Raw genomic sequence first — 3,432 nt, forward strand, 5'->3', positions numbered from 1 at the left:
CCGGGGCTGAGCCGGACCCGCCGGCCCCGCCCGGACCGGTCCGGTCCCGGCGCGGGCCCTCAACCTCGGCCGCGCGTGCTCTCCCGCTCGATCAGCGCGTAACCGGCCTCCCGGTACTCAGCGGCCCGCTGCTCGCCGCCGAGACGCGACAGGACCGCTCCGACGGCCATCCGGGCGATGGCCGCCTTGTCCGGTGCGACGGAGGTCAGCGTCACCGCGCCGAACCGTCCCTCCACCACGTCGTCGAAGCCCACGACCGCCACCTGGCGCGGCACCCGCAGGCCGCGTTCGAAGAGCACCCGCATCGCCCCGATGGCGATCAGGTCGTTGTAGGCGAACACCGCGTCGGGCCGTTCACCCGCGTCCAGCATGGCCGCCATCGCCGCGGCGCCGTCTGCGTGGCCCCAGCCGTGGGTGGGGCCGACCAGCGAGCCGTCGGCCGGCAGCCCCCGCGCCGTCAGCTCCTCGCGCCACCCCCGGAGGCGCAGTTCCGCGGGTCTGCTCTGGTCCCGGCGGGCGCCCAGGAAGGCGATCCGCCGCCGTCCCAGCTCGCACAGGTGCCGCACGGCCGTCCGGGCGGCTGCGACGTTGTCCACGGCCACGTGGTCGTAGGGCGCCTCGTAGCGGCGCTCGCCGAGCAGGACCAGCGGGACCTGCTCTGCGCGGTCCGCCAGATCCTCGGTCTCCAGCTCGATCGGGCTGAGGATCAGGCCGTCGATCACCCGGGCCCGGAAACCCTGGCTGACCAGCAGTTCCCGCTCCCGTCGGCCGCCCGTGTGGTCGATCAGCACCGTGCAGTCGTGCTCGGCCGCCGCGTCGATCACCGCCGCGGCCAGCTCGGCGAAATACGGGTTGCCCAGCTCGGGCAGGGCCAGCGCGATGGTGCCGGTGCGTCCCTTCCGCAGATGCCGGGCCGCGAGGTTCGGCCGGTAGCCGAGTGCGTCGATCGACGCCTGCACCCTGGCCCGCATGCCGGGTGTGACGTGCGCGTAGTCGTTGACGACGTTCGACACGGTCTTGACCGACACGCCCGCGTGTGCCGCGACGTCCTTGAGGCTGACCCGCACGACGCTCCCTCCGCCCCGGCGCCCGTCCGGGACCTGGTTTACAACGATGTACAAGATACCGTCTGCTGTGCTTGGCTGGGTGGAGCCGGAAGAGGAGACCAGGGTGCACAAGACGCCTGTCAGGCTGGCCGACGGCCGAGAACTGCTCTACTACGACCTGCGGGACGACGCCGTGCGCGACGCCGTCGACCGACGGCCCCTCGACAAGGTGGCGACCGCCTCCCAGGTGCGTCGGGACCCGCTGCTCGGTGACAGCGTCTGCGTCGCCTCGCACCGGCAGGACCGCACCTACCATCCGCCGGCCGACGAATGCCCGCTCTGCCCGTCCTCCGCGGACCGGCGGAGCGAGATCCCGGCCGAGGACTACGCGGTGGCCGTCTTCGAGAACCGCTTCCCCTCACTGGCCGGGGACTCCGGCCGCTGCGAGGTCGTCTGCTTCACCGCCGACCACCAGGCCTCGTTCGCCGACCTCACCGAGGAGCAGACCGGCCTCGTGCTCGACGCCTGGACCGACCGCACCGCCGAACTGGCCCGGCTGCCGCAGGTCGCGCAGGTGTTCTGCTTCGAGAACCGGGGCGCCGAGATCGGGGTGACGCTCGGCCATCCGCACGGCCAGATCTACGCCTACCCCTTCGTCACGCCGCGGACCGAGCGCATGCTGCGCAGCGCGGGTGCACACGCCCGCCGCACCGGTGGGCGCAACCTCTTCGACGACGTGCTCAGCCGCGAACTGGCCGAGTCACGCGTCGTGTGGGAGGGCGAGCACTGGGTGGCCTTCGTGCCCTACGCCGCCCACTGGCCGTACGAGGTCCACCTGTACCCGCGCCGCCGGGTCCCCGACCTGCGCGACCTGGACGGGCCCGCCCGGGCGGAGTTCCCGCGGGTCTACCTGGAACTGCTGCGCAGGTTCGACCGCCTCTTCGGTCCCGGTCAGCCGCCCACGCCGTACATCTCCGCCTGGCACCAGGCACCCTTCGGCCGAACCGGCGGTGAGCCGGCGACGGACCACGCGGACCGGTCGGAGTTCGCGCTCCACCTGCAACTGTTCACCGTCCGGCGCACGTCGGGAAAGCTGAAGTTCCTGGCCGGCTCCGAGTCCGGCATGGACGTTTTCATCAACGACGTGCCCCCGGAGGCCGCCGCCCAGCGCCTGCGGGAGGTGGCGAGCTGATGCCGAGGCCGCGCCCGACACGGGAACACCCGAACGCCGCCGACTCCGGCCCTTCCGCGCCCGCCGCCCAGGTGGCCGACGCGTTCACCGCGCTGTACGGGAAAGCTCCCGAGGGCCTCTGGGCCGCGCCGGGGCGGGTCAACCTGATCGGCGAGTACACCGACTTCAACGACGGCTTCGTCATGCCGCTCGCACTGCCGCACACCACGGTCGCGGCGGTCTCCCGCCGCTCGGACGGGATCCTGCGGCTGCACTCCGCGGACACCGGCGGTGACGTGGTCGAACTGCGCGTCGACGACCTCACCCCCGCGGCCGAGCGCCCGCCGGGCGCCACGTCGTCCGCCGAGGCCGGGTACGGCTGGGCCGCGTACCCGGCGGGAGTCCTGTGGGCGCTGCGGCAGGCCGGCCACCGGGTCGGCGGGGCGGACGTGCACCTCGCCTCGTCGGTGCCGTCCGGGGCCGGACTGTCCTCCTCGGCGGCACTGGAGGTGGCCACCGCGCTCGCGTTCGACGACCTGTACCGGCTCGGTCTGCCGTCCACCGAGATCGCGAGGCTCTGCCAGCGCGCGGAGAACGCCTTCGTCGGTGTGCCCTGCGGTGTCATGGACCAGATCGCCTCCACCTGCTGCACCGAGGGCCACCTGCTGCACCTGGACACCCGGGACCTGACGTACCGCAGGCTCCCCTTCGACCTGGCGGCGTACGGACTGCGCCTGCTCGTCGTGGACACCCGGGTCAAGCACGCCCTGGGTGACGGGGCCTACGCCGAGCGGCGGGCCGGGTGCGAACGGGCCGCCCGCCTGCTCGGCGTGCGTGCGCTGCGCGACCTGACCCCGGACCGCCTGGACGACGCGCTGCAACAGCTGGACGACGAGGCCGTCCGCGCCTACGTCCGGCACGTGGTGTCCGAGAACCAGCGTGTCGAGCGGGTCGTCACCCACCTCGCCGAGCGGGACGTCCGGGCGGTCGGGCCGGTGCTCACCGCCGGGCACGTCTCCCTGCGGGACGACATGCGGGTCTCCTGCCCCGAGCTGGACCTGGTCGTCACGGCCGCCCACGACGCCGGGGCACTGGGCGCACGCATGACCGGCGGCGGCTTCGGCGGCTCGGCGATCGTCCTGGCCCAGGACCGCGACGTGCCCGCGGTGACCGAGGCGGTGCGGCAGGCCTTCACCGCCGCCGGCCACCGCAGCC

General features: G+C 73.7%; 3 protein-coding genes. 2 read left to right on the forward strand and 1 reads right to left on the reverse strand.

Going from position 1 to position 3,432, the window contains the following annotated elements:
- Positions 1–59: 59 nt before the first annotated feature.
- On the reverse strand, positions 60–1,067 hold the full coding sequence (locus tag ACYVE9_RS19690) for a LacI family DNA-binding transcriptional regulator (protein ID WP_461029203.1): 1,008 nt from the start codon (positions 1,065–1,067) through the stop codon (positions 60–62).
- 103 nt (positions 1,068–1,170) lie between these two features.
- Here ACYVE9_RS19690 and galT point away from each other — a divergent pair, with 103 nt between their 5' ends.
- Both galT and galK read left to right on the forward strand, forming a co-directional pair.
- Complete coding sequence (gene galT / locus ACYVE9_RS19695; protein ID WP_461029204.1) at positions 1,171–2,238, forward strand: galactose-1-phosphate uridylyltransferase; 1,068 nt, start codon at positions 1,171–1,173, stop codon at positions 2,236–2,238.
- The coding region (gene galK, locus ACYVE9_RS19700) for a galactokinase (RefSeq protein WP_461029205.1) at positions 2,238–3,432 on the forward strand (1,195 nt) is incomplete at its 3' end. The genes galT and galK, both read left to right, overlap by 1 nt.

This window comes from Streptomyces sparsus (assembly GCF_054776295.1).